This window comes from Bradyrhizobium cenepequi (assembly GCF_020329485.1).
GTDB classification, from domain to species: Bacteria; Pseudomonadota; Alphaproteobacteria; order Rhizobiales; family Xanthobacteraceae; genus Bradyrhizobium; species Bradyrhizobium cenepequi.
In genome coordinates, this window is the sequence record NZ_JAGKJI010000054.1 from 1 (window position 1) to 23,522 (window position 23,522).

Consider the following 23,522-nt stretch of genomic DNA (forward strand, 5'->3'; position numbering starts at 1 on the left):
CGAGCGTGACTATCCGTGGACGGCGAAGTCGTGTGGTTCTGGCGCCCCGACGCTGGCGCTAAGTTTTTTGCGCGAACAAGTTTGCGCGAGAGGCGACGGTGGCAAGAAAGCCCGGTCACCGGGAAGAGCACGAAGTAAGCCGTAAACCACTGCGCAGGGAAAGCCGGTGTTGCTCCGGTTGACCTGTGGTCCTACCCCCGTGCTTTTTGTTGCACGGGGCCCACGGGTGCAACCGGCACCCGGCTTTCCCTGCGCCCTCTACTCAATGAGAGGGTGGAACGAGATGCAAAGCTCGGGCTATGCATGCCGCGAGAACGCGGACGCACATCCTCTCCGCTGTTTGAAATTCAAATCCGAACCTTTCCCCACGTCGTCCCGGGCTTGACCCGGGACCCATAACCACAGGCCTTTGTGATGTGTTCCGCTGCAACCGCTCGCTCGTGCCACAACATCTCCCTGTGGTTATGGGTCCCCGCTTTCGCGAGGACGACAGCGTGCGGGCGTTGGGAGAATCGTAGGATGGGTAGAGCGAAGCGAAACCCATCATCGCGTGGCTTGCTCCATCGCGATGGGTTTCGCTTCGCTCTACCCATCCTACGGAGCAGGCATGGGACTGCGTCTCACGACCCTTCTTCGTTGAACTTGCTGGCGACGAGTTCGGCGATGGCATCGAGAGCGGCTTCGGCTTCGGGGCCGGTGGCGGAGACGATGACGGAGGTGCCGGGGCCGGCGGCGAGCATCATCAATCCCATGATCGACGTGCCGCCGACGGTCTCGCTGCCGCGCGTCACCCAGACCTCGGCGTTGAAACGCTCGACCATCTGCACGAATTTGGCGGAAGCGCGCGCATGCAGGCCGCGCTTGTTGACGATCTGGAGTTCACGGGAGATCGCGCCCGTAGGAACGGTCGGGCCGATTTCGTTCTCGCCCGAGTCCTCGGCGCTCATTTGCCGGCAAGGACGCGGCTGGCGATGGTGACGTATTTGCGGCCCGCTTCCTGGGCCATCGCGATCGCGTCGGGCAGCGACCGCTCTTCGCGAACCTTCGCGAGCTTCACCAGCATCGGAAGATTGATGCCTGCGAGCACCTCGACCTTGGGCCGGCTCATGCAGGAGATCGCGAGGTTCGACGGCGTGCCGCCGAACATGTCGGTCAGGATCGCGACACCGTCGCCGCTATCGACGCGGTTGACCGCTTCGATGATGTCGCTGCGACACAGATCGGCGTCGTCTTCGGCTCCGATCGTAATTGCTTCAATTTGTTTTTGTGGGCCCATCACATGTTCGAGCGCTGCCTTGAACTCGTCGGCAAGGCGCCCGTGGGTCACAAGCACTAGACCAATCATCGGAAACTCCTCGCGGGTGCTTCTTGGTGCACCGCACGAACGCGCCACTTTGACCATCCAGAGGCCCCGCGCAAGAGGGCATCTAGGCGATTTCCCGGAATTTGGGAGCGGAGAAATACGGATCTGCGCCGGTCTATTCAGTGGCCATATTGCGGCTGATATGGTTACCGATCTGCCCCAAGCAATCATCCGCAACATTACGGGAACATGAACTTTCAGTTGTCGTCAACGCTGCGACAACCAGTAGCAGGGGTGAAATGCTCTCACTGATGGGGATTCGCGGTAGTGAAACACCGTTTATCTCGGTCTGCAGGGCTTCCGGCGGCGGCAGGCGCTCGGCATCGCCAGCGGCGAGATCGACCACCAGCCCCACGATTGCCTCATGTGTGAACTCGCAGCGGCGGATGCCGAGCCCTCGAATCTCGATCAGCCCGGCCAATTCGGGCACCGGCCGCACCCGCAATTCTTTGCCGGCTGTGTCGAGATAGACACGGTCATCGCCCACCAAAACGGCATGCGGAAGCTGCTTGGCGCGGCCGGCCAGGATCAGATCGAAGGCGAGGCGTGACTTACCGGAGCCGGACGGTCCGCGGATCAGCACCGCGCGCTCTCCCACCAGCACTGCGGAGGCATGCACGCTGGCGCTGTGGCTCATAGCGCCGGCAGCCTGACCACGAAGCGCGCACCTGATACCGTCGGCTTGCCGTCGGTGTTAGCGAGACCAGGTCGGTTCTCGGCCCAGATGCGTCCGTGATGCGCCTCGATGATCTGCTTGGAGATCGACAGCCCCAGTCCGGAATTCTGACCGAAGCCCTGGTGCGGCCGGTCGGTGTAGAAGCGCTCGAAGATGCGCTCGAGTGCATCCTCGCCGATACCCGGGCCGTCGTCGTCGACCACGATCTCGATCTCCGCGCGCATGCGGCGGCAGACGATGCGCACCTTGTCGCCCGGCTGCGAGAACGACTGCGCGTTGGAGAGCAGGTTGGAGATCACCTGTCCGAGCCGCGAATCGTGGCCGGGCACCGCGAAGGTATCCGTCGGACCGCGGCCCTCGAAGCGGGCTTCGACCGCAACGTCGTGGCCGAGCTTGGTCTCGTTGGCGACCGAGGTCAGCGTCGTCAGCAGGCGGCGCAGATCGACCTGCCCCATGTCCTGGCGCTGCAGCTCGGCGTCAAGCCGGCTCGCATCGGAGATGTCGGAGATCAGCCGGTCGAGCCGCCTGACGTCATGCTCGATCACGGCAAGCAGCCGGGAGTGGCTGCTTTCGGTGCGCGCCAGGGGCAGCGTCTCCACCGCCGAGCGCAGCGACGTCAGCGGATTCTTCAGCTCGTGAGCGACGTCGGCCGCGAACATCTCGATCGCCTCGATCCGGCTGTAGAGTGCGTTGGTCATGTCGCGCAGCGCGCCGGAGAGATGGCCGATCTCGTCGCGGCGTCGGGTGAAGTCGGGAATCTCGATGCGGGTCTGGATGCGGCGGCGGACCCTTTCAGCGCCATCGGCGAGACGACGAACCGGTCCGGCTATGGTGCTGGCGAGCAAGAGCGACAGCACGATCATCACGGCGGCGGCTACCCCGCCGACCTTCAGGATCGCGAGCCGCTCGGCGGTCACCATCTGGTCGATGTCGTCGCCCTGGGTGGAGAGCATCAACGCGCCATGCACGGCGCGGAAGCGCTGCACGGGGACGGCGACCGAGACGATCACCTCGCCGCGATCGTTGACGCGCACCATGCTGCTCTTCTGGCCCTTGAGCGACTGCGCCACTTCCTGGTAGCCGTTCCCGTTCTCCGGGCCGAGCTCGCGATAGAGCGGCAGATCGCCCCGGTTCAGCCAGGTGCGGATCGCGATCGTGGTCCGCTCGGCGATTCCTGGCTTCTCCGCGGTCGGCGGCGGCAGCTCGATCCTGAACACGTCGCCCTTGCCGTAGAGGCTGCGGCTGTCGAGGATCAATGCGCCCTCGCGGTCGAAAATGCGGGCGCGCGTCTTGGTCGGCGAGATCAGCCGCCGCAGCACCGGCGCGACGCGTTCGGGATTGATCGGGAAGTCGGAATATTCGTCCGGCACGCCGTAGCTTTCGCCTGGCTTGAGGTCGAGCAGACGCTCCGGATCGATGGTGATGGTGTTGGTCTCGACGGTAGCGGAGGCCGCGATCGCGCCTGCGATGATCTCGGCCTGCACCAAAAGACTCTGGGCGCGGGCATCGATCAGGCCGGCGCGGAATTGCGAGAGGTAGAGGATGCTGGCGACGAGGGCGACGAGGCCCGCGAGATTGAGCGAGACGATGCGGCGGGTCAGGCTCGAGAAGGACAGCGCGAAGAAGAACTGTCCGGCGCGGCTCAACAAGTCCAGCGGACGCCAGCGCTTTGCCGTCGCCTTGTCGGCAAATTGGTCCTGCTCGAGGAGCGCCTGGGCTTCCTCGACCGTCTGGCCTGGTTCGGGCTGCGTTCGATCAAGCACTGGCAGAACTGCCGGTTCGTTGACGAGAGGACTTACCATGCACGCTGTTGAGCTCGCACCCTACCCCATAGGTGCGGACCATGTCAGTTAACAAAGCGGGCTTTCACCGCAGATCAGGCTTCCTTGAAGCGATACCCCACGCCGTACAAGGTTTCGATCATCTCGAAATCGTCGTCGACCACCTTGAACTTCTTGCGCAGCCGCTTGATGTGGCTGTCGATGGTGCGATCGTCGACATAGACCTGGTCGTCGTAGGCGGCGTCCATCAGCGCGTTGCGGCTCTTCACCACGCCGGGCCGCGTCGCCAGTGCCTGCAGGATCAAGAATTCGGTCACCGTCAGCGTCACCGGCTCGTTCTTCCAGGTGCAGGTGTGACGCTCCGGGTCCATCCTGAGCAGGCCGCGGTCGAGCGCGCGCGTGTCCGGCTCCTTCGGAGCGGCGGTCGGATCTTTTGGCTGGCCGCGGCGAAGCACGGCCTTTACGCGCTCGACCAGGAGACGCTGCGAGAACGGTTTGCGGATGAAATCGTCGGCACCCATTTTCAGGCCGAACAATTCATCGATCTCTTCATCCTTGGAGGTCAGGAAGATCACGGGCAGATCGGATTTCTGCCTGAGCCGCCGCAGTGTTTCCATGCCATCCATGCGCGGCATCTTGATGTCGAGGATCGCCAGATCCGGCGGCGAGGTACGGAAACCGTCCAGCGCCGACGCACCATCCGTGTATGTCATGATGCGGTAGCCTTCGGCTTCCAACGCGATCGAGACAGAGGTGAGAATATTGCGGTCATCATCGACCAGGGCGATTGTGGGCATGAGCCTGCTTTCAGTTTCCAGTTGGCTGAAACGGCGAGCATTCCGGTGATGCGCCGCATAATTGGGCTTCGGACGCGGTCAGCGAGCATTGTAAGGAAGGCTGAAGTGTGACCGAGTTCCGCCAAACGCCTCGCCCCCCGCGACGCGTCCGACCCATCTGAAGCCGTTTACCCGAAAAAAGCCCCGAAGTGCAACCACATGGCCGGACAATTGCTAGGTAATTTCGATGCAACCGAGCGCTGATTTCGACCCCGCCAGGCTCGCCCGCTCCCTGCTGCGCAGGTGCCGGCAAGGGGCCTTGGCGACGCTGATGTCAGGAACCGGTGATCCCTATTGTTCCCTGGTCAATGTCGCGAGCCACCCGGACGGCTCCCCGATCCTGCTGCTCTCTCGCCTGGCGGTCCATACCAGGAACCTGCTCGCCGACCCCCGGGTGTCGCTGATGCTGCACGAGCAGGCTGAAGGCGACCCTTTGGAGGGCTCCCGGATCATGCTGGCCGGCCGGGCGGAACAGGAGGAAGGCGACGCCGCAAGTCTCGTGCGTCGCCGCTACCTCGCCGCCCATCCTTCGTCGGAAGCCTTTGTAGAATTTAAGGATTTCTCCTTCTTCCAGATCATCCCCTCCGCCACCCACCTGGTCGCCGGATTCGGCCGGATCGTCGATCTGGGGCCCGAACAGTTCTTGACCGATTTGGCTGGGGCGAACGGCTTGCTGGAAGTCGAAGCGGGGGCCGTCGAGCATATGAATGAGGATCACCGCGACGCCATGGACCTTTATGCGACCCGGCTGCTCGGGGCCGAGCGCGCCGACTGGCACTGCGTTGGCTGTGACCCCGAGGGCATGGACATGCAGGCGGGTCGTCGGACGCTGCGGCTTGAGTTTCCCGAGCGCGTGCGTGACGCTGCCGAGCTGCGCAAGATGCTGGTCCGACTCGCAGAGGAAGCCCGTGCAAAGTAAAGTGATGACGCGAGGTCGCAGCGCGTAGCGCATGAAGAGAGCGCGGTCGTCAACGCGCTTGGCGTCATGCTTCTTATGCTCAACTGCGCGGAACGTTTGCGCGCGCCGAGCATTTTAAAAGCCGTCAAATTTGCGTCGAGTGAGGCTGTGCGATCAACTCCCATTGTCGATCGGATTGTGCGGTCGAACCGCAACAGCATTGCCGCCGGCAAGACCGACGTCTCATCTCCCCCAAATTGCATATCGGGTATTCTACGCGTTGATCGACGACGCAGCGCGTCGGATGGCATCAATTGTGCATCGCAAAGATGTCGTCACTCGCGTTGATCGCGGCGGATCGTCGCGCGATCTATGGGCAAAAATCAGCCTTGCGCTGCAGCAAGTGCTTGAACCACATGGGAGCAGATGCCTTGGAATAAACCAAAATTCGGGGACTAGCTTGGCAAGCGCGGATTGCCCCATTATGAGGTCGCTGGACCGGGGCCTTCGGGCTATATTTGTTGTTGGAAAAGGTCACCGCGACTGACGCGCGTTAGCGACATTCGCGCGATGGGAAACGCGGGTTCGAGGAGGTCTTCGTGCAAAACACGGGCGTGTACAACGGTGCCTTTGGCGCCGATAAATTCGGCTTTAAAAAACTCAAGCGCGTGCACTGGAATCTTCGCGCGCCGCAGCTCTATCAATATTCGCTTGCGGCAGGCGAGGCCGTGCTCTCGGCTGATGGCGCGCTTTGTGCGGACACCGGCGAATTCACCGGCCGCAGTCCGAAGGACAAGTTCACGGTCCGCGACGCGACCACCGAGCAGAACATGTGGTGGGCCGGCAACCAGTCGATCACATCAGAGCAGTTCGAGGCGCTCCATCAGGATTTCCTCAAACACGCCGAAGGCAAGACGCTGTTCGCGCAGGATCTCTATGGCGGCGCCGATCCGACCTATCGGATCAAGACGCGCGTGTTCACCGAGCTCGCCTGGCATTCGCTGTTCATCCGTACGCTTTTGATCCGCCCCGAGGCGATCGAGCTGTCGAGCTTCGTGCCCGAGCTCACGATCATCGACATGCCGAGCTTCCGCGCTGATCCCAAACGTCACGGCGTGCGCTCGGAGAACGTTGTCGCGATCGATTTCGCCCGCAAGATCGTCCTGATCGGCGGGTCTTATTATGCCGGCGAGATGAAGAAGTCGGTCTTCACCACGCTCAACTATTATCTGCCCGCACGCGGTGTGATGCCGATGCACTGCTCGGCCAATGTCGGATCGAAGGGCGACACCGCCATCTTCTTCGGCCTCTCCGGCACCGGCAAGACGACGCTGTCGGCCGATCCCAACCGCACGCTGATCGGCGACGACGAGCATGGCTGGGGTCCGGACGGCGTCTTCAACTTCGAAGGCGGCTGCTATGCCAAGTGCATCAAGCTGTCGAAGGAAGCCGAGCCTCAGATCTATGCCGCGAGCAAGCGCTTCGGCGCGGTGCTCGAGAACTGCGTGCTCGACGAGGATACCGGCGAGGTGGACTTCGACGACGGCTCGAAGACCGAGAACACCCGTTCCGCCTATCCGCTCGACTTCATTCCCAACGCCTCGCGCACCGGCCGCGCGCCACAGCCGAAGAATGTGGTGATGCTGGCGGCGGATGCGTTCGGCGTGCTGCCGCCGATCGCAAAACTTTCGCCGGCGCAGGCGATGTATCACTTCCTGTCCGGCTACACCGCGAAAGTCGCCGGCACCGAGCGCGGCCTCGGCTCTGAACCGCAGCCGGAATTCTCGACCTGCTTCGGCTCGCCGTTCCTGCCGCTCGACCCTTCCGTCTATGGCAACATGCTGCGCGACCTGATCGCCCAGCACAATGTCGATTGCTGGCTGGTCAACACCGGCTGGACCGGTGGCAAGTATGGCGTCGGCTCGCGCATGCCGATCAAGGTCACGCGCGCGCTGCTCACCGCGGCGCTCGACGGCAGCTTGCGCAATGTCGAATTCCGCACCGATGAGTACTTCGGCTTTGCGGTGCCGACCGCGCTGCCGGGCGTGCCGAGCGAGATCCTCAATCCGGTGAACACCTGGAAGGACAAGGCCGAGTTCGACAAGACCGCCCGCGCATTGGTCGGCATGTTCCAGAAGAACTTCTCCAAGTTCGAGAGCAAGGTCGATGCTGAAGTTCGCGCCGCCGCGCCGGACGTGAAGCTCGCGGCCGAATAGCCTCAAAGTCAATTTCCTCGAATGAAAAGGGCGACCCGTGCGGTCGCCCTTTTTCTGTTCCGGAACATGTCTGCATGGTAGTCAGCAACATCCGGAAACACTCCGCAAGCGGCCGTTAACCGCCCTCGCCTGTAACTCGCGCATCTGGATTCTTCTACGGGAGCGCGCGATGGCGCTATCATGAGCATTCTTCAGAACGCCTACACGTCGGCATCGCTCTCGACTGCCTCCAACACCCCCTATGTCAATGTTGATCCCGCGAGCTATCAGGGCACCTGGGATGGCGCCTATTCGAACGGCCAGAAATTCCAGTTCAGCATTTCGCAGGTGAACGGATTCCGCGCCCAGGTGAAATACCAGAGCGGTGCGACCGTCCAGTACCAGCAGGTGTTGATCAAGGACAATGCGTTCCGGATCGGCGACACCAAGTTCACGCTCGCCTCGCAAGGCAATGCGCAAGTGAGGAACGTCATCACCGATCCCGTGTCGGGCAATACGACCCTCGTCACCGGCAACGCGACGCAGGATACTTAATCGGGTAACACTGCGTTCGTCGGTGTCGGGCGATCGGTGATCTGCAACCCGAACAGGCTGCCGATCAGCTCGACCGCGACCCGCGCGGTACGGCCGCGCTCATCGAGGAAGGGATTGAGCTCGACGATGTCGACCGAGCGCACCAATCCGGAATCGTGCAGGAGCTCCATGATCAGGTGCGCCTCGCGATAGGTCGCGCCGCCCGGCACCGTGGTGCCGACGCCGGGCGCGACCGAAGGATCGAGGAAGTCGACGTCGAAGGAGACATGCAGCACGCCGTTCTTCGCCTTGACGCGATCGATCACGCGGCGGATCAGCACGGCGACGCCGAACTCGTCGATGGCGCGCATATCGGCGATGGCGACACGCCGCTCGCGCAACAGCTTGCGCTCCAGCGGGTCGATCGAACGGGTGCCGATCAGGTCGAGCTGATCAGGTGAAATCGAGGCGCGCGGCAGGCCGCCGAGCAGGCTGTCAAGCCCAGGCTCGCCGCAGAGGAAGGCAGCGGACATGCCGTGCATGTTGCCGGTAATTGTCGTGTCGGGCGTGTTGTAGTCGGCATGTGCATCCACCCACAGTGCGAACAGCGGCCGGCCCTTCTCCTGCCAGTAGCGCGCGACCCCATTGATCGACCCCATCGAGAGCGAGTGATCGCCGCCCATGAAGATCGGCACCGCACCGGACTGCGCCAGCCAATAGGCGCGCTCGGAGAGCAGGCGGATCCAGGTCTTCACCTCGTCATAGACCTTTGTATTCGCAGGCGCCGGTTCGTCCGAAACCACCGCGGGGATGGAGAGATCGCCGTGGTCGTCGACGCCAAATTCCAATTGCTCCAGCACGCGCGCGATTCCGGCAGTGCGCAGCGCTGCCGGCCCCATCAGCGTGCCGGCCTGTGCGGCGCCGATCTCGATGGGAACTCCGAGGAGTGCGATGCGCGAGGGTTTTGAATTGTCAGTTTCGGGCATTGCGGCGGCGCTCTCAGTGCGTAGGGTGAGCAAAGCGTAGCGTGCCCACCATCCACGTTCCGCAAGAAGTGATAGGCACGCTACGCTTCGCCCACCCTACGACGTCTACGCTTTACCGCCTACGCCTTGAAATAGGCGATCTGCGTCGTGGTGGCGAGCAGGTGGCCGGAGGGCGACCACAGCTCGCCGTTCTGGTCGCCATAGCTCTTGTGGAAGATCTTGGCATCGGCCGCCGCCAGCACGCGGGTGATGTCCTCGGCGGCAAGATCGGCGGCGTCGACGTGGAAATAGGTCGTCAGCGACACCGTGCCGAACGGCACCAGTTCGCGCTTGGCGTGGAAGACGCGGCCGAAGAAGGCATCCGACATCGCGGTCAGCGATAGCGCATCGACCTTGCGAGGCACGCGGTCGGAGATCCAGAGTTTTGAGTAAGCGTCCGGCGGCGCGCTCGAGGGCGTGCCGAATTTCGGCTCGCCCTCGACGAAGCGGAAGTCATACTGCTTGACCCACGATGCCGCGGTCTTGGGATAGGGTAGGGTCTGTTCGAACGGCGTTGCGTCCGGAAACCTGGCCTGCTGGTGCGACCAGGAGGGGCGGCGCTCGGCGAACACGGCGGTTGCAAGCGTTGCAACCTCGCCGCCGCGCTGCGTCATCTCCACGGACCAGTGCTGGCTCGAACGATTGGCCTTCACCAAGCGGACATCGAGGTCGAAGGCGCCTTGCGCGATCGGCGCGCAATAATTGACGGTGAGCGCGAGCGGATCGCCGGCGCGTTGCGGATGATCGATCAGCGCCCGCAGGATCGTTGCGGCGGTGGCCCCGCCGAACGGGCCGACAAACGCCCAGTAATCGTCGCTGGTCTTCCCCTGCCAGCGGCTGTCGCCGGCAGTGACCGCTGTGGCGTCGTCAAACAAATGCGGGGTCTTGGTGAGCATGAAATTGTCCCGGTGTTGCGAAATACTCCGTCATTGCGAGCGAAGCGAAGCAATCCATTTCACCACTTGCGGAGGCATGGATTGCTTCGTCGCTTACGCTCCTCGCAATGACGAGGATGCAGTATCGCGGGTGTTCGGCGGAATTCAATGACGTCAGAGGTAATCGATTTCCACCTCGTGTGATTAGCGCTTGGCGCCCCGCTGCGCCTGCTCCTTGAGCGTGCGCGGGGTAGGCGGCCGCACCGGCACGTTCCAGATGTCCTCGGCGTATTCGCGAATGGTGCGATCGGAGGAGAACCACGGCGTCCGCGCGACGTTGAGGATCGAAGCCCGCGTCCAGGCCGGCACCACCTGCCAGCGCGCATCGATGCCGCGCTGGGCATCGTAATAGGAATCGAAGTCGGCGCTGACCATGTAGTGGTCGAGATGGCGCAGCGCATGGCCGATCGAGGCGAAGCGGGCGGGATCGCCGGGCGAGAACGCGCCGCTCTCGATCGCGGTGATGGCACGCGCCAGCCGCGGCGAGCGGCGGATCACGTCGCTGGCATCGAGCCCCTGTTTGCGGCGGATCATGACGTCGCCGGCCTCCATGCCGAAGATCGCGATGTTCTCGGCGCCGACATGCTCGCGGATCTCGATATTGGCCCCGTCGAGCGTGCCGATGGTCAGGGCGCCGTTGAGCGCGAGCTTCATATTGCCGGTGCCGGAGGCTTCCATGCCGGCGGTCGAGATCTGCTCGGACAGATCGGCGGCCGGGATGATCACCTCGGCCAGGCTGACGTTATAATCGGCGAGGAAGGCGATCTTCAGCCGACCTTTGATTGCGGGGTCGTTGTTGACGACTTCGGCGACGTCGTTGATCAGCTTGATGATCAGCTTGGCGTAGCGGTAGCTCGCCGCCGCCTTGCCGGCGAAGATCTTGACGCGCGGCACCCAGTCGCGCTGCGGCTCATCCTTGATCGCCTGATACAGCGCGACCGCTTCCAGGATGTTCAGGAGTTGCCGCTTGTATTCATGGATGCGCTTGATCTGCACGTCGAACAGCGCCGCCGGGTCGATCTTGATGTGGTTGCGCTCGGCGATCAGCCGCGCCAGCACGACCTTATTATGACGCTTGATGTCGCGGAATTGCTGCTGGAACGCATTGTCGCTGGCATGCGACTCGAGCCGCTCGAACAGAGAGAAATCATCGAGCACGGCCTCGCCGCAGACGTCGCGAATGAGGCCTGTCAATCTTGGGTTGGCCAGCATCAGCCAGCGGCGGAAGGTGATGCCGTTGGTCTTGTTGGTGATGCGTGTGGGATAGAGATGGTGGAGATCATGGAACACAGTCTCCTTCATCAGATCGGAATGCATCGCCGAGACGCCATTGATGCGGTGCGAGCCGACGAAGGCGAGCTGCCCCATCCGCACCCGGCGGCCCGACTTCTCGTCGATCAACGATACCGCGGCGCGGAATTCGATATCGCCAGGGCAGCGTTCTTCGGCCAGCGCCAGATGCTGGACATTGATGCGGTAGATGATCTCGAGATGCCGCGGCAACAGCCGCTCGAACAGTTCGACCGGCCAGGTCTCGAGCGCCTCCGGCAGCAGCGTATGGTTGGTGTAGGATAGCGTTGCGACAGTGATCTTCCACGCTTCGTCCCAGCGGAAATGGTGCAGATCGACCAGGATCCGCATTAGCTCGGCGACTGCCAGACTCGGATGGGTGTCGTTGAGCTGCACGGCCGCTTTCATCGCAAGGCTGCGGAGCTGGCCGTCCGCCGAAAGGTGCCGCTTCACCAGATCCTGCAGGGACGCCGAGACGAAGAAATATTCCTGGCGCAGGCGCAGTTCGCGCCCCGCGGCGCTTTCATCGTTTGGATAAAGGAACTTGCAGATCGCCTCGGCCCGCGCCTGCTCCGCGCTGGCTGAGACATAATCGCCGGTGTTGAAGACGTCGAGCTTCAGCGGATCCGGCGCATGCGCCGACCAGAGCCGAAGCGCGTTGACGCGCTCGCCGCGCCAGCCGACGATCGGGGTGTCGTAGGCCATCGCCTCCACGGTTTCCGCCGGGTGCCAGACGGCAAGGTCACGACCGTGGTCATCGACATGCTCGACCGTGCCGCCGAAATGGATGTTGTAGACGACTTCCGGCCGCTGGAATTCCCAGGGATTGCCCAAGCCCAGCCACTCGTCTGGATATTCCTGCTGCCAGCCCTGATTGATGATCTGGCGGAACAGGCCGAAATCGTAGCGGATGCCGTACCCGATGGCAGGGATCGCCAGCGTCGCCATGCTCTCCATGAAGCAGGCGGCGAGCCGCCCGAGGCCGCCATTGCCAAGCGCAGCGTCAGGCTCGCATTTGCGCAGTTCGTCGAGGCCGACGCCGAGATCGCCGAGTGCTCCCTCGAACACGGGCAATAGGCCCATATTGTTGAGCGCATCAGTGAACAGGCGGCCGATCAGGAATTCGAGCGAAAGGTAATAGACCCGCTTGGCCCCGGCGTCGTAGCTCTCCTTTTCCGCAATGAGCCAGCGATGGGTGATACGATCGCGCAGCGCGAGTGCCGCCGCCTTGTACCAGTCGCGCTTGGTCGCCACGCTGGCGTCCTTGCCGATCTCAAGCCTTAGCTTGGCAAGGATCGCGCCCTTGATCTCTGCCAGCGCCAATTCATCGATCGGCTGATTGAGCGCCGGATAGCTCCCTGAGAAAGACTGTTCTTGCAACGCGGCAATCCTGAACTTGGGGGACTCGACCATGATCCGATTAGACGGAATCGGATCATGGTCTAATCTCTTTGTTTGAGCATGATCTTTTCGGAAAACCGGTTTCTACTTTTCCGGATCATGCTCTAGATAACAAATGATACGCGCCTTGCACTTCAATCGGAACCGCCCAGCCGGTTATTGTGCACCGCGCTGGTATGATTTTATGCAAGGACCGGGCCGATTTTGCCACCTCGAGGCGAGGCGCTTTGGTGGTATGATTACATATTAGGCGGCACAACCACCATCATCGAGAGGGACATCATGAGACTGCTGATCGAAATCGCAGCCGCCGTGCTGTTCATCGTCTGCATCACCGTCACCAGCGCCGCTTTCGCCGCCGGCAGGACCGGGCGTAGCGCCGACGGCTTGACCTGCGGCTTCAGCACCCCACAAAACGCATCCCCCGCCGCCCGCTGCGCCGCCATCAAGCGCCAATGCGGCGGGAAGTTTTACGCAAACTATTGCGGCGACAAGATGCTGTCGGCGATGTGAAAGGATTTCGTCGTCCCGGCGAAGGCCGGGACCCATACCCACAGGGCTTAGAGTAGATGCGATAAATCAGCCCATTCGAGATTGTTTTCTTCAATCAACCGAATCTTCCAATCACGCCGCCAGGTCTTCAGTTGCTTTTCGCGCGCGATCGCTTCCTGCGGTGATGCATACGTTTCCATGTAGACGAGGCGCGTTACGCCGTACTTCTTGACGAACTCCGATCCCTGTCCGGCGCGATGCAGCGTGAGGCGACTAACCAGGTTGTTGCAGACGCCGGTATAAAGCGTGCCGTGGCGGCGGCTGGCGAGAATGTAAACATAGTAAATTGTGGCAGCAGTCATGGGATCGGCTCGATTTCGCAACAGTCGAACATTTGTGGTGATGGGTCCCGGCCTTCGCCGGGACGACGTAAAGATAGCCAGAACAAATTAAGAACAATTTAGTAAGTATCTGATATATCATTGTGATTCGGCGCGTTGCCGATACAACATCTATGGCCTGTCCGTTCCCGCGAGGACTACATGTCCACCATTGCCTTCGATCAATTCGCGCTCACTCGCATCGCCGATTTTGCGCGCTCGCTGTCGCGCCTGCATCAGGCGTCCCGCCGCCAATGGGTCGATGACGACCAGATCGACCGCGAGTTCAATGCGGTCTGCATGTCGATCTGGGGCTACACCATCGACGACATCGGTGACGAGCTGTTTTCGGCCGAAGATCACGCCTGGCTCGATTCGCTCGATGAAGCGCATGCGCGCATCTTTGCGGCCGAGCAGGGCTATGACCTCGTCGACGACCAGGGCATGCTGACGGATTGGTGGGGCTATTGCTGGATGATCCTCGCCGAAAAGCGTGGCCTGCTGACGCCGGAGAACCGCGCCGCGGCGCGCGCGGCGATCGAGGAGAAATATCTTGCCGCGCCGAATGTAATCGGGGTGATCGTGGGACGGTGATGCTTTCCGTCAACCCAATTGGTCCATCGTTCTGGGTTCGATGCTTTGCGTCGCTGCTGGAATAACGTCGTGAACAGCTAGTTCACTTCTGCGCGCTTTGCTTTCGGCGCGGCTGATTTCGGCACGACGGTGACCGGCGTTGCGGCGTCGTGGCCCGTCTCCGGCTGCGGCGCTTCGCCGACCGTTTCGGCCGTGACCGGCGCGACCTTCATCTCGCCGAGGCGCGCGCGGAGTTCGGCGGTGAGACCGGGGTAGGAGGCAACCGGCGCGAAGTCGGCGCTCTGGTTGTTGCCGACCCGGACGCCGGTATAGGCAACCAGGCCATCGGTGGTGGCGACCACGTCGCCGGCGCGGAGCGAGCTATCGAGCGCGAGGTCGACAGGTGCGAGGCCCGCGGGATCGCGGCCGTTGCAGGTGCAGTCCGCGCGCAGCGCCTTGCGGTAGGCGAAGGCGTTCTCGCTATCGGCATAACGTTCGCCGTTCGAGGAGGCCGCGCCGTCGATGCTGCCGCCATAATAGACCTTGGTCGCGCTCGCCGGACAGAACGCCTGGCAGAGCTGAACCGGCGTCGCGTTGCCGCGCAAGGTCAGCGGGAAATATTTGCCGTCGCAGCTTCTGACGCAAAAAGCAGGGCCGGAACCTGCAACGCGCGGCTGCGGCGCCGGCGCGGCTTGCTGCGGTTGCTGCTGGTTGAGGCCGAACGGATCAAAGAAATTGGATTGCGGCTGGCCCTGTCGCGCTTGCTGCTTCTGCGCGCCGCCAAAGAAGAAATCGAGCAGCCCTTCTGCCGAGACCTGCGCTGGCGCGAACGTCAGCGACCCCACAAGGGTTGCGGCAACTAGCGTCAGGTGGCGCCGCACGCGCCGATCAGCAAACCCTCTACGCAACGCCAACTCCACCCGACAGAGCCAACAGTGCGGAGACGTTGGCTCCGCGCGATGCACCCTAATGTGGGATGGTAAACGAGCAGTTGATTGCGGAAGAACTATGGAGGTGTGCGCAATCTGGCGCGGTGTGCCGATGCGGCAACACTAGCTCTTCAGGAACTCGCCGGCTTTGTACAACGAGCGGAACGGCAGGCCGGCTTGCGCGAACGTTTCCGTCGCGCCTTCCTCGCGGTCCACCATCGTGAAGACCAGCGCGATCTCGCCGCCCGCTTCGCGTACGGCTTCCACCGCCTTCATCGCCGAGCCGCCGGTGGTGGTGACATCCTCGACGATGACGATGCGCTTGCCTTGCAGCGTCTCGCCTTTGGCAAGTCCCTCGACAGCAAGCTTGGCGCCATGCTCCTTCGGCCTTTTGCGCACGAAGAACGCCGCGATCGGATGACCCTTGATCCAGGAGAGCTGCGCGATCGCGCCCGCGAGCGGTACGGCACCCATCTCAAGGCCGCCGACGAAATCGAGATTGTCGTCTTTCAGCGCTTCGTAGGTGAGTTCGGCGAGTAATGCGGCGCCTTCGGGGTCCAGCATCGTCGGCTTGAGGTTGAAATAGAAATCGCTCTTGCGGCCCGAGGCCAGCGTGATCTCGCCGCGCCCGAAAGAGCGCTTGCGGATGATCTCGGCGAGGCGGGCGCGGGCGGCTGACTTGGACAAGGCTGTTTTCCGGACGTTTCAAGGTGGCGCGCAATCTATCGGCGCTCCCACTTAGATTCCAGCGCCGAGAACGGGCCGTCAACAGCGGCCGCGTCGCATGTGGCGCGGAGCCATATTCCGGAAAGGTTGGTTGTAACCGCGTCCGGTTCCGCGCTAGGGAAGCCTCAAACGATTGTGGGGGAAGCGAAAATGACCATCGATCTGCACACCTGGAACACGCCGAACGGCCGCAAAATCTCGGTTGCGCTGGAGGAAATGGGGCTGCCCTACAGGGTGATCCCGGTGAACATCACCAAGGGCGAGCAGATGGCGCCTGCCTTCCTCGAAATCAGTCCCAACAACAAGATACCCGCGATCGTCGACCCTGACGGACCCGGCGGTAAGCAGGTCAGCGTGTTCGAATCGGGCGCGATCCTGCTCTATCTCGGCGAGAAGACCGGAAAGTTCCTGCCCAAGCCCTTGATCGAGCGCATCCCGGTCTATGAATGGCTGATGTGGCAGATGGGCGGTTTTGGGCCGATGCCCGGCCAGGTGCACCATTTCATCGCGCTCGAGAACGAGCATGAGCGCGCCTATGGCCTGAAACGCTTCATGACCGAAACGCTCCGCCTCTATGGCGTGCTGAACCGCCGGCTCGAAGGCCGCGAGTTCGTCGCCGGTGATTTGTCAGTGGCCGATTTCGCGATCCTCGGCTGGGCCTGGCGCCACCCGCGGCACAAGGTCAATCTCGGCGATTTCCCCAATGTCGAGCGCTGGTACAACAAGCTGATGGCCCGTCCCGGCGTGAAGCGCGGCATGGAAGTGAAGCTGGATTGAGCTCACCGCTTGCGCGCTGCGCTCCCTCTCTCGCTTGCGGGGGAGGGCTGGGGTGGGGGCTGTTTCTGCGATTCACGCTGTCCGAGCGTGGGGAGAGAGCCCCCACCCGGCGCTGGCGCGCCGACCTCCCCCGCAAGCAAGCGGGAGAGGTGAAGAGACTCACGCCCGTCGCGCCTCGAAGGCCATCTTCATCGCAAGTCCGGCCAGCACGGTGCCCATGAGCCAGCGCTGGAGGAGCAGCCAGACCGGCCGCGTGCCCAGGAACAGCGCGATCGAGCCCGCGGCGAGCGCGATCATCGCATTCACGCTGACGCTGATCGCGATCTGGATCGCACCGAGCGTGAGCGACTGCGTCAGCACGCTGCCCGTGGGATCGATGAACTGCGGCAACAGCGCCAGATAGAGCATCGCGATCTTCGGGTTCAGCAGGTTGGTGACAAATCCCATCGCGAACAGCTTCCGGGGGCTGTCGACCTGCAGTTTCTTCACCTGGAACGGCGAACGCCCGCCGGGCTTCAGCGCCTGCCACGCCAGCCACAGCAGATAGGCCGCGCCGGCAAAGCGCAGCGCGTCATAGGCATAGGGAATCGCGAACAACAGCGCGGTGATGCCGAATGCCGCGCACAGCATGTAGAACACGAAGCCGAGCGCCACCCCGCCGAGCGACACGATCCCCGCCGCCGGCCCCTGCGTGATCGAGCGAGAGATCAGGTAGATCATGTTCGGTCCCGGCGTCAGCACCATGCCGAAGGAGACGAGCGCAAAAGCGAGCAAAGCGGAGGTGTGGGGCATCGGAGACTCGCGGAACGATGCACCTTTCTAGCGTGCGTCGTACCGCGAGGCCATGGCGCAATTGCTCCGAGTGCATTTTTGCTGTCGTCGTCCGGCCGGGCGACGACGGAGAAAGCTCAGTGCGCCTCGTCCCAATTGTCGGCGGCGCGGGCGTCGACCTTCAGCGGCAGCGACAGGATGACGGCCGGAAACGGTGCGTCCTGCATCACATGCTGCACGACCGGCAGGGTTGTCGCGACTTCCTCGTCGGGGACCTCGAAGATCAGTTCGTCATGCACCTGCAAGAGCATCTGCGCCGATAGCTTCTTCTCGGCAAGCGCGTCTTCGATGCGGGTCATGGCGCGGCGGATGATGTCGGCGGCCGAGCCCTGCAGGCGCGCGTTGATCGCGGCGCGCTCGTTGAAAGCACGGACCGAAGCGTTACTGGCCTTGATCTCGGGGTAGTAGCATTTGCGGCCGAACACCGTGGTGACGTAGCCATTTCGCCGGCAGAAATCCTTGGTCTCGTCCATGTAGGCACGGATGCCCGGAAAGCGCTCAAAATACTTCTTGATGTAGGCAGAAGCCTCTTCTCGCGCGATGCCGAGCTGGTTGGCGAGGCCGAACGCCGAGATGCCGTAGATGATGCCGAAATTGATCGCCTTGGCGCGCCGGCGCACTTCGCTCGGCATGTCCCTGATCGGTACGCCGAACATTTCGGAGGCGGTCATGGCGTGAATGTCGAGGCCGTCGCGGAAGGCCTGCTTCAGCACGGGAATGTCGGCGATCTCCGCGAGCAGGCGCAGCTCGATCTGCGAATAGTCGGCCGACACGAGTTTATGCCCGGGCGTCGCGACGAAGGCGCGGCGGATCTTCCTGCCGTCCTCGGTGCGCACAGGGATGTTCTGCAGGTTTGGCTCGTTCGACGACAGCCGTCCCGTCGTGGTCGCCGCCAGAGCGTAGGTGGTGTGGACGCGGTGGGTCTGCGGATTGACATAGGTCGGCAGCGCGTCGGTGTAGGTCGATTTCAGCTTCGAGACCTGCCGCCATTCCAGGATCTTCTTCGGGAATTCGTGGCCCTGTTCGGCGAGCTCGTCCAACACCTGCGCTGTCGTGGACCAGGCGCCGGTCTTGGTCTTGGTGCCTCCCGGCAATCCCATCTTGCCGAACAGGATGTCGCCGATCTGCTTGGGGCTGCCGACATTGATCGGCTCGCCCGCAATCTCCTGAATCTCGGCCTCGACGCGCGCCGCGGTCTGGGCGAAATCGCCTGACAGGCGCGATAGCACCTGGCGATCGATCGAGATGCCGCGCCGCTCCATCCGTGCGAGCACGGAGACCAGCGGCCGCTCCAGCGTCTCGTAGACGGTCGTGATCCGCTCTGCGACGAGGCGCGGCTTCAGCACGCGCCACAGCCGCAGGATCACGTCGGCGCTCTCGGCGCAATGTTCGGTCGCCTTGTCGATCGCAACCTGATCGAAGGTCAGCTTGTTCTTGCCGCTGCCGATCAGGCCGTTTTCGGCCAGTACCGCGTGCCCGAGCCAGCGCTCGGCCAGCGATTCCAGCGCATGCGAACCGCGCCCGGCGTCGAGCACGTACGAGATCAACTGCGCATCGTCAAAGTTGCGCAGCGTGATCCCGGCTTGCGCCAGCATGACCGCGTTGAATTTGACGTCGAAGCCGACCTTCAGGATTCCCTGCGATTCCAGGATCGGTCGCAAGGCTTCGATCGCCTGCTCGAACTTGATCTGGTCGGGCGCCAGCCCCGCGTCGAACAGTCCGGCCCCGCCACCCGCCTGCTTGTGGGCGAGCGGGATGTAGGCGGCGTCGTTGGAGCCGAGTGCGAGCGCAATCCCGGAGATCTCCGCCCGCATTGGATCGATCGAATTCGCCTTCGCCTGGACCGCGACATGCCCGGTGTCGTGGATCCGCGCGATGAACGCATTGAGCTGATCGAGGCTCTTGATCGTCAGGTATTTGCTGCGATCGAACCTGGTCTTGCGCGCCGCCTCGGCGCGCGCTTCCGCCAGCGCGATCGGCGTGCCCTTGAGGCTCGAGGCCTGGTTCTCTCTGCCCGCGGGCTTGCGCTCCTTGGCGGCCGGCGCGGGCTGCGCGGACGCGCCGCGACCGGGCGCGGGCTCGACGCCCGAGGGCGGCAGCGGCGAGAACACGCTCGCGCCGCTCTTGTTGCCGGGATCTGGCTCGATATCGGCGGGGTCGATCTGCGAAAATTCGGCGACGCGCCGGGTCAGCGTCGAAAATTCCATCGCCTTCAGGAAGGCGATCAGCCGGCTTGGATCGGGCTCGTGCACGGCGAGATCGTCGAGCGGCACTTCGAGCTCGACCTTGTCGTCGAGCAGCACGAGCTGGCGCGAGATGCGCGCCTTCTCGGCATTCTCGACCAGCGCCTCGCGCCGCTTCGGCTGCTTGATCTCGCCGGCGCGGGTAAGCAGGGATTCGAGATCGCCATACTCGGTGATGAGCTGCGCCGCGGTCTTGACGCCGATGCCGGGCACGCCGGGCACGTTATCGGTGGAATCGCCGGCCAGGGCCTGGACCTCGACCACCTTCTCCGGCGGCACGCCGAACTTCTCGATCACCTCGGCAACACCGATCCGGCGGTCCTTCATGGTGTCATACATGGTGACGCAGTCGGTGACGAGCTGCATCAGGTCCTTGTCGGAAGATACGATCGTCGCGTTCGCGCCGCGCCCGCAGGCGATCCGGACATAGGTGGCAATGAGGTCGTCAGCCTCATAGCCGACCTGTTCCAGGCATGGCAGGTCGAACGCGCGCACCGCCTCGCGGATCAGCGCGAATTGCGGGATCAAGTCATCGGGCGCCGGCGGCCGGTGCGCCTTGTAGTCGGCATAGATCTTGTTGCGGAAGGTGATCTCGGACTTGTCAAAGACGATCGCGAGGTGGGTGGGCCGATTGTCTTCGGGCATGTCGCGCAGGAGCTTCCACAGCATGTTGCAGAAGCCGAGCACGGCGTTGACCTGCAACCCGTCGGACTTGCGGTTCAGCGGCGGCAGCGCGTGGTAGGCGCGGAAAATGTAGGAAGAACCGTCGACCAGGAACACATGGTCGCCCTTGGCCGGGGCCTTGGCGGCGACGGGCTTGGCTGCGGCTTTGGGTTCTGTCTTGGCTGAAGTCTTGGAGGCTGTTTTCGGCATGGCCGAAATTTAGGGATTTTTGCAGCAAATGACAGCCTTGAGGGGTAGGAATCTTGACGAACCGCACACTTATCGTCGTCCCCGGCAAGCGAAGCGCGACCCGGGACCATAACCATAGGCCGGGACGACAGCGGAGATTATTCGGCCGCCTGTAATGCAGCCGCCTTCTTCGGCGCGATCCAGAACGCGGCGGGGCGCTCGAACAGGAAGTTGGCGCGGAGTGCAAGCGCCGCGCGCCAGATCACCAGCGAGCCGATGACGCCCGTGATGGTGACGAGCAGCGAGATCAGGCCGATGTCGTGGATCGCGCCGGTGCGCAGCAGGCCGACGCGCGCGATCACCATTGGCAGGAAGAAGGCGAGATAGATCACGATCGAATGCTCGCCGCAGAAGCGCAAGGCCGTGAGCCACTTCATCCGCGCCAGCAGCGTGCCGGTCACGACGATGGCAAAGGCGCCCGCAAATCCCAGCGCCAGCGAGACCAACGGCCATTCGCTCACGTCCGCGATCACCAGCCCGCCATTGACCAGTACCCACAGCGCGAGTCCGGCCAGTGCCAGCATCGGCGCGGAACGTGCGCGGTCCGACAGCTTGAAGACGTAAGGCGCGAAGAGATAGCCGGCATAGAAATAGACGAAGCGCGAGCAGAATTCGTCGATCACCGTCCAACCGGTTACGACATGCGCCGTCTCAAGTCCGGCGGCCAGCGCCAGAATCGCAAGCGGCGGCATGTTGCGTGTCAATTTTGTGACGACGAAGAAGATCGGCAGCAGATAGATGAACCACAGTGTGCCGAACGGCTCGATGAAGGATTCGAGATAGAGGTAGCCGACGTGGCTCCAGTTCGTCTCGGCGGCAAAAGCCGGCGCCTTGAACGCAAACTGGATCGTCACCCAGAGCATATAGAAATAGGCGAAGTGGACGACCTTGCGGTCGAGATAGGTGCGCCAGTCACGGTCGATGACGAGCGAGAGGAACAGGCCCGAAATCAGGAAGAAATCCGGCATCCGGAACGGCTTTGCGAACATCACGAGCGCATGCATGAAGCCGGTCTCGCCGGCGGCCGCTTCCACCCCAAGGACCGAGTGCATCATCACGACCATGACGATGCAGATGCCCTTGGCGTAGTCCACCCAATCGACGCGCCCGTCCGGCGATGCGGCGGAACGTAGGCTCGCGGAGGCTGTGCCGTCTGTGGTCATGGCTGTCCTGTTTCGGCGCGCATTTGGCGCATCTTCGGCCGGATCGGTTGCTATCCCCTTTATTCATACAAATGACATGCCGCTTCTGCCTGCTTTTTGCAGTTTCCTCCTGACCGGCAAATGTTCTAAGAGGCTGACAGGAATTGTGGAATCGTTAACGATAGCAAGCGGGTGGTTTCATGCGCATCGCCATGATTGGCACGGGCTATGTGGGGCTGGTATCTGGCGCGTGTTTTGCGGATTTCGGACACCACGTCACCTGCGTGGACAAGGATGTCGAGAAGATCAACGCCCTTCGCCGCGGCGAAATCCCGATCTTCGAGCCGGGGCTGGACGCCCTGGTCGCCGGCAATGTGAAGGCGAAGCGGCTCGACTTCACCACCGATCTGAAGGATCCGGTTGCCCAAGCCGACGCGGTCTTCATCGCGGTCGGCACCCCGTCGCGCCGCGGCGACGGCCATGCCGACCTCTCTTATGTCTACGCCGCCGCCCGCGAGATCGCTGGGGCGCTCAAAGGCTTCACGGTGGTGGTGACCAAATCGACCGTGCCGGTCGGCACCGGCGACGAGGTCGAGCGCCTGATCCGTGAAGCGAACCCGGCGGCCGAGGTCGCGGTCGCCTCCAATCCGGAATTCCTGCGCGAGGGCGCGGCGATCCGCGACTTCAAGTTCCCGGACCGCATCGTGGTCGGCACTTCGGACGAGCGCGCGCGAAAGGTGCTCGGCGATGTGTACCGGCCGCTGTCACTCAACCAGGCGCCGCTGATGTACACGGCGCGCCGCACGGCCGAGCTGATCAAATACGCCGCGAACGCGTTCCTCGCGACCAAGATCACCTTCATCAACGAGATCGCCGATCTCTCGGAAAAGGTCGGCGCCGACGTCCAGGAAGTCGCGCGCGGCATCGGGCTCGACAACCGCATCGGCTCCAAGTTCCTGCATGCCGGCCCCGGTTTCGGCGGCTCCTGCTTCCCCAAGGATACCCGCGCGCTGATCAAGATCGCGCAGGATAACGACGTGAATTTGCGCATCGTGGAGGCCGTGCTCGGCGTCAACGACAACCGCAAACGCGCGATGGCGCGCAAGGTCGTCAATCTCGCCGGCAATCTGCGCGGCAAGACGGTCGCCGTGCTCGGCCTCACCTTCAAGCCAGAGACCGACGACATGCGGGAGGCGCCCTCGATCCCGATCGTCACCGGCCTCCTGGACATGGGCGCGAAGGTGCGGGCGCATGATCCTGTTGGCATCGAGCAGGCGCGCAAGGAGCTGCCGGACATCGAGTATTGCGACGATCCCTATGACTGCGTGACCGGCGCCGACGCCATGGTCGTCGTCACGGAGTGGGTGCAGTACCGCACGCTCGACCTGGAGCGGCTGAAGAACCTGTTGCGGCAGCCGGTCGTGGTCGACCTTCGGAATATTTACCGTCCCGAGGACATGGCCGCGCACGGCTTCAGCTATGAGAGCGTTGGCCGCGCAGCCGAACCGCCGGTGTAGGCTCGCTGTGTTGTCATACCCCGCGCAGGCGGGGTATCCAGTACGCCCGATCTTTGCGATCAAGGC

21 protein-coding genes are annotated in these 23,522 nt (G+C 63.0%); 7 read left to right on the plus strand and 14 right to left on the minus strand.

Annotated features, from left to right (window positions below):
- Positions 1 to 620: 620 nt before the first annotated feature.
- The 5 genes from J6497_RS34060 to J6497_RS34080 form a co-directional block, all read right to left on the minus strand.
- Positions 621 to 947 (minus strand): HPr family phosphocarrier protein, encoded by a 327-nt coding sequence (locus J6497_RS34060; RefSeq protein ID WP_225708592.1) that lies wholly within the window; start codon positions 945 to 947, stop codon positions 621 to 623.
- Positions 944 to 1,345: a PTS sugar transporter subunit IIA gene (locus J6497_RS34065; protein WP_027579987.1), complete on the minus strand. Its 402-nt coding sequence runs from the start codon at positions 1,343 to 1,345 to the stop codon at positions 944 to 946. Before J6497_RS34065 ends, J6497_RS34060 begins: the two co-directional genes overlap by 4 nt.
- A 133-nt stretch (positions 1,346 to 1,478) precedes the next feature.
- Positions 1,479 to 2,000, minus strand: coding sequence for an HPr kinase/phosphorylase (locus J6497_RS34070; protein ID WP_225708593.1), 522 nt, complete (start codon positions 1,998 to 2,000; stop codon positions 1,479 to 1,481).
- Positions 1,997 to 3,802: a sensor histidine kinase gene (locus J6497_RS34075; protein WP_225708594.1), complete on the minus strand. Its 1,806-nt coding sequence runs from the start codon at positions 3,800 to 3,802 to the stop codon at positions 1,997 to 1,999. Before J6497_RS34075 ends, J6497_RS34070 begins: the two co-directional genes overlap by 4 nt.
- A gap of 113 nt (positions 3,803 to 3,915) precedes the next feature.
- Positions 3,916 to 4,617, minus strand: coding sequence for a response regulator transcription factor (locus J6497_RS34080; protein WP_225708595.1), 702 nt, complete (start codon positions 4,615 to 4,617; stop codon positions 3,916 to 3,918).
- A 226-nt stretch (positions 4,618 to 4,843) separates the two neighbouring features.
- Here J6497_RS34080 and J6497_RS34085 point away from each other — a divergent pair, with 226 nt between their 5' ends.
- The 3 genes from J6497_RS34085 to J6497_RS34095 all read left to right on the plus strand — a co-directional run bounded on the left by J6497_RS34085 (position 4,844) and on the right by J6497_RS34095 (position 8,304).
- Positions 4,844 to 5,575 carry a HugZ family pyridoxamine 5'-phosphate oxidase gene (locus J6497_RS34085; RefSeq protein ID WP_225708596.1) on the plus strand — a complete coding sequence of 244 codons (732 nt, stop codon included), beginning with the start codon at positions 4,844 to 4,846 and terminating at the stop codon, positions 5,573 to 5,575.
- 578 nt (positions 5,576 to 6,153) lie between these two features.
- Complete coding sequence (locus J6497_RS34090) at positions 6,154 to 7,770, plus strand: phosphoenolpyruvate carboxykinase (protein WP_225708597.1); 1,617 nt, start codon at positions 6,154 to 6,156, stop codon at positions 7,768 to 7,770.
- Positions 7,771 to 7,950: 180 nt separating this feature from the next.
- Positions 7,951 to 8,304: a hypothetical protein gene (locus J6497_RS34095; RefSeq protein ID WP_225708598.1), complete on the plus strand. Its 354-nt coding sequence runs from the start codon at positions 7,951 to 7,953 to the stop codon at positions 8,302 to 8,304.
- On the opposite strand, the gene rocF is transcribed toward J6497_RS34095, so the two are convergent.
- The 3 genes from rocF to J6497_RS34110 form a co-directional block, all read right to left on the minus strand.
- Positions 8,301 to 9,269 carry an arginase gene (gene rocF, locus J6497_RS34100; protein ID WP_225708599.1) on the minus strand — a complete coding sequence of 323 codons (969 nt, stop codon included), beginning with the start codon at positions 9,267 to 9,269 and terminating at the stop codon, positions 8,301 to 8,303. The two genes, J6497_RS34095 and rocF, sit on opposite strands and share 4 nt — an antisense overlap.
- A gap of 119 nt (positions 9,270 to 9,388) precedes the next feature.
- Entirely contained in the window at positions 9,389 to 10,204 is an 816-nt protein-coding gene (locus J6497_RS34105) for an acyl-CoA thioesterase (protein WP_225708600.1), read from the minus strand.
- A 183-nt stretch (positions 10,205 to 10,387) separates the two neighbouring features.
- The gene (locus J6497_RS34110) at positions 10,388 to 12,913 is read right to left on the minus strand and encodes a glycogen/starch/alpha-glucan phosphorylase (protein ID WP_376708314.1); all 2,526 of its coding nucleotides are present in this window, start codon (positions 12,911 to 12,913) and stop codon (positions 10,388 to 10,390) included.
- Between the two features lie 303 nt (positions 12,914 to 13,216).
- On the opposite strand from J6497_RS34110, the gene J6497_RS34115 reads away from it, so the two are divergent.
- Entirely contained in the window at positions 13,217 to 13,447 is a 231-nt protein-coding gene (locus J6497_RS34115; protein WP_225708602.1) for a hypothetical protein, read from the plus strand.
- A 47-nt stretch (positions 13,448 to 13,494) separates the two neighbouring features.
- On the opposite strand, the gene J6497_RS34120 is transcribed toward J6497_RS34115, so the two are convergent.
- Entirely contained in the window at positions 13,495 to 13,773 is a 279-nt protein-coding gene (locus J6497_RS34120; protein WP_225708626.1) for a GIY-YIG nuclease family protein, read from the minus strand.
- Positions 13,774 to 13,968: 195 nt separating this feature from the next.
- On the opposite strand from J6497_RS34120, the gene J6497_RS34125 reads away from it, so the two are divergent.
- Positions 13,969 to 14,400, plus strand: a complete 432-nt coding sequence (locus tag J6497_RS34125) for a hypothetical protein (protein ID WP_225708603.1) — start codon at positions 13,969 to 13,971, stop codon at positions 14,398 to 14,400.
- A 77-nt stretch (positions 14,401 to 14,477) separates the two neighbouring features.
- On the opposite strand, the gene J6497_RS34130 is transcribed toward J6497_RS34125, so the two are convergent.
- Both J6497_RS34130 and pyrE read right to left on the minus strand, forming a co-directional pair.
- Positions 14,478 to 15,287 (minus strand): DUF2865 domain-containing protein, encoded by an 810-nt coding sequence (locus J6497_RS34130; protein WP_249793875.1) that lies wholly within the window; start codon positions 15,285 to 15,287, stop codon positions 14,478 to 14,480.
- 144 nt (positions 15,288 to 15,431) lie between these two features.
- Positions 15,432 to 15,995 (minus strand): orotate phosphoribosyltransferase, encoded by a 564-nt coding sequence (gene pyrE, locus J6497_RS34135; protein WP_225708604.1) that lies wholly within the window; start codon positions 15,993 to 15,995, stop codon positions 15,432 to 15,434.
- 189 nt (positions 15,996 to 16,184) lie between these two features.
- Here pyrE and J6497_RS34140 point away from each other — a divergent pair, with 189 nt between their 5' ends.
- Entirely contained in the window at positions 16,185 to 16,811 is a 627-nt protein-coding gene (locus J6497_RS34140) for a glutathione S-transferase family protein (RefSeq protein ID WP_225708605.1), read from the plus strand.
- 159 nt (positions 16,812 to 16,970) lie between these two features.
- On the opposite strand, the gene J6497_RS34145 is transcribed toward J6497_RS34140, so the two are convergent.
- From J6497_RS34145 to J6497_RS34155, 3 genes are all read right to left on the minus strand, one after another.
- Complete coding sequence (locus J6497_RS34145) at positions 16,971 to 17,603, minus strand: LysE family translocator (RefSeq protein WP_225708606.1); 633 nt, start codon at positions 17,601 to 17,603, stop codon at positions 16,971 to 16,973.
- A gap of 116 nt (positions 17,604 to 17,719) precedes the next feature.
- Positions 17,720 to 20,758: a DNA polymerase I gene (gene polA / locus J6497_RS34150; RefSeq protein ID WP_225708607.1), complete on the minus strand. Its 3,039-nt coding sequence runs from the start codon at positions 20,756 to 20,758 to the stop codon at positions 17,720 to 17,722.
- 137 nt (positions 20,759 to 20,895) lie between these two features.
- Positions 20,896 to 21,960 carry an acyltransferase family protein gene (locus J6497_RS34155; protein ID WP_225708608.1) on the minus strand — a complete coding sequence of 355 codons (1,065 nt, stop codon included), beginning with the start codon at positions 21,958 to 21,960 and terminating at the stop codon, positions 20,896 to 20,898.
- 179 nt (positions 21,961 to 22,139) lie between these two features.
- Between J6497_RS34155 and J6497_RS34160 the strand changes: the two genes are divergently transcribed.
- Positions 22,140 to 23,456, plus strand: coding sequence for a UDP-glucose dehydrogenase family protein (locus tag J6497_RS34160; RefSeq protein ID WP_225708609.1), 1,317 nt, complete (start codon positions 22,140 to 22,142; stop codon positions 23,454 to 23,456).
- Positions 23,457 to 23,522: the final 66 nt, after the last annotated feature.

What these genes read in the sequence shown, in the direction of transcription:
- J6497_RS34060 (WP_225708592.1), bottom strand. Translation starts at nt 947, where the DNA reads ATGAGCGCCGAGGACTCGGGCGAGAACGAAATCGGCCCGACCGTTCCT.
- J6497_RS34065 (WP_027579987.1), bottom strand. Translation starts at nt 1,345, where the DNA reads ATGATTGGTCTAGTGCTTGTGACCCACGGGCGCCTTGCCGACGAGTTC.
- J6497_RS34070 (WP_225708593.1), bottom strand. Translation starts at nt 2,000, where the DNA reads ATGAGCCACAGCGCCAGCGTGCATGCCTCCGCAGTGCTGGTGGGAGAG.
- J6497_RS34080 (WP_225708595.1), bottom strand. Translation starts at nt 4,617, where the DNA reads ATGCCCACAATCGCCCTGGTCGATGATGACCGCAATATTCTCACCTCT.
- J6497_RS34085 (WP_225708596.1), top strand. Translation starts at nt 4,844, where the DNA reads ATGCAACCGAGCGCTGATTTCGACCCCGCCAGGCTCGCCCGCTCCCTG.
- J6497_RS34095 (WP_225708598.1), top strand. Translation starts at nt 7,951, where the DNA reads ATGAGCATTCTTCAGAACGCCTACACGTCGGCATCGCTCTCGACTGCC.
- rocF (WP_225708599.1), bottom strand. Translation starts at nt 9,269, where the DNA reads ATGCCCGAAACTGACAATTCAAAACCCTCGCGCATCGCACTCCTCGGA.
- J6497_RS34105 (WP_225708600.1), bottom strand. Translation starts at nt 10,204, where the DNA reads ATGCTCACCAAGACCCCGCATTTGTTTGACGACGCCACAGCGGTCACT.
- J6497_RS34115 (WP_225708602.1), top strand. Translation starts at nt 13,217, where the DNA reads ATGAGACTGCTGATCGAAATCGCAGCCGCCGTGCTGTTCATCGTCTGC.
- J6497_RS34125 (WP_225708603.1), top strand. Translation starts at nt 13,969, where the DNA reads ATGTCCACCATTGCCTTCGATCAATTCGCGCTCACTCGCATCGCCGAT.
- J6497_RS34140 (WP_225708605.1), top strand. Translation starts at nt 16,185, where the DNA reads ATGACCATCGATCTGCACACCTGGAACACGCCGAACGGCCGCAAAATC.
- J6497_RS34145 (WP_225708606.1), bottom strand. Translation starts at nt 17,603, where the DNA reads ATGCCCCACACCTCCGCTTTGCTCGCTTTTGCGCTCGTCTCCTTCGGC.
- polA (WP_225708607.1), bottom strand. Translation starts at nt 20,758, where the DNA reads ATGCCGAAAACAGCCTCCAAGACTTCAGCCAAGACAGAACCCAAAGCC.
- J6497_RS34155 (WP_225708608.1), bottom strand. Translation starts at nt 21,960, where the DNA reads ATGACCACAGACGGCACAGCCTCCGCGAGCCTACGTTCCGCCGCATCG.
- J6497_RS34160 (WP_225708609.1), top strand. Translation starts at nt 22,140, where the DNA reads ATGCGCATCGCCATGATTGGCACGGGCTATGTGGGGCTGGTATCTGGC.